Annotated in this window: 1 protein-coding gene; it reads left to right on the forward strand. The window is 45.3% G+C overall.

Annotated elements, in window-relative coordinates; genetic code table 11:
- On the forward strand, nt 1–636 hold a 636-nt coding region (locus tag NK662_RS24650; protein ID WP_254761354.1), incomplete at both ends, for an SLC5/6 family protein.

The raw sequence follows: 636 nt of genomic DNA on the forward strand, positions 1-636 counted from the left end.
CTGGAACATCATCAACCGGTGTTCACCATCGTGGTATACTTGAGGGCTGGTTTGGAGCTCATCTCTGGAATTCACGTGCCATTGTTCTTCTTGCGACGACTCTTTTCGTGTTTGCTCCATTGGTGAGCTTTAAGCGTCTGGATTCATTGAGATACACCTCTGCCCTATCGGTTGCTCTTGCTGTGGTTTTTGTCGTCATTACTGCTGGAATTGCTATCATCAAACTCTTCAATGGAACTGTAGCGATGCCCAAACTTTTTCCAGAACTAGATGGTCTTAGTTCCATCTGGAAGCTCTTCACAGCTGTCCCTGTTCTTGTCACTGCCTACATCTGCCATTACAATGTTCACAGCATTGACAATGAGCTTGAAGACAGAACACAAATTAAACCTATTGTGCGAACATCCCTGTTCCTCTGCTCCAGTGTTTACATTGCTACAAGTTTCTTTGCATATCTCCTCTTCGGCGAGGGTACCCTAGATGATGTTCTCGCTAACTTCGATGCAAATCTTGGGATTCCATTTAGTTCCGTCTTTGATGATATAGTGCGAGTGAGCTATGCTGCTCACGTTATGCTTGTCTTTCCCATAGTCTTCTTTGCCCTTAGGCTCAACTTGGATGGACTGCTCTTCCCCA

The sequence above is a fragment of the Ectobacillus ponti genome (genome assembly GCF_024294785.1).
Lineage (GTDB): Bacteria > Bacillota > Bacilli > Bacillales > Bacillaceae_G > Ectobacillus > Ectobacillus ponti.